Source organism: Pseudoalteromonas aliena (assembly GCF_038155085.1).
Lineage (GTDB): Bacteria > Pseudomonadota > Gammaproteobacteria > Enterobacterales > Alteromonadaceae > Pseudoalteromonas > Pseudoalteromonas aliena_A.
The window spans coordinates 1-225 of the sequence record NZ_JBAKAU010000141.1 but is presented as its reverse complement, the minus strand read 5'-3'; the positions used below and the strand labels follow the sequence as shown (position 1 = coordinate 225).

Annotated in this window: 1 pseudogene; it reads left to right on the top strand. The window is 41.3% G+C overall.

Annotated features, from left to right (window positions below):
• A pseudogene (locus V6260_RS18845) lies at positions 1–225 on the top strand (HAD-IA family hydrolase); the annotation flags it as partial.

Here is a 225-nt window from a genome sequence, read left to right as displayed (position 1 = left end):
TTGAACGAGCAAGAGGTAGAGCATCATGCAGATGCTGCCTACAACGCCTTTGACGATGCGCGCAGGAAAATAGTGGTAACCGACGACGTACTAAAGCTGCTAGATAACTTAGCCCAGAACTTTACGTTGGTTGCTATAACTAATGGTAATGTTGAAATTTAACCCTTTAACTTACACAATAAATTTGAACTCGTTTTACAAGCGCGAATGCACGGTAAAGCAAAA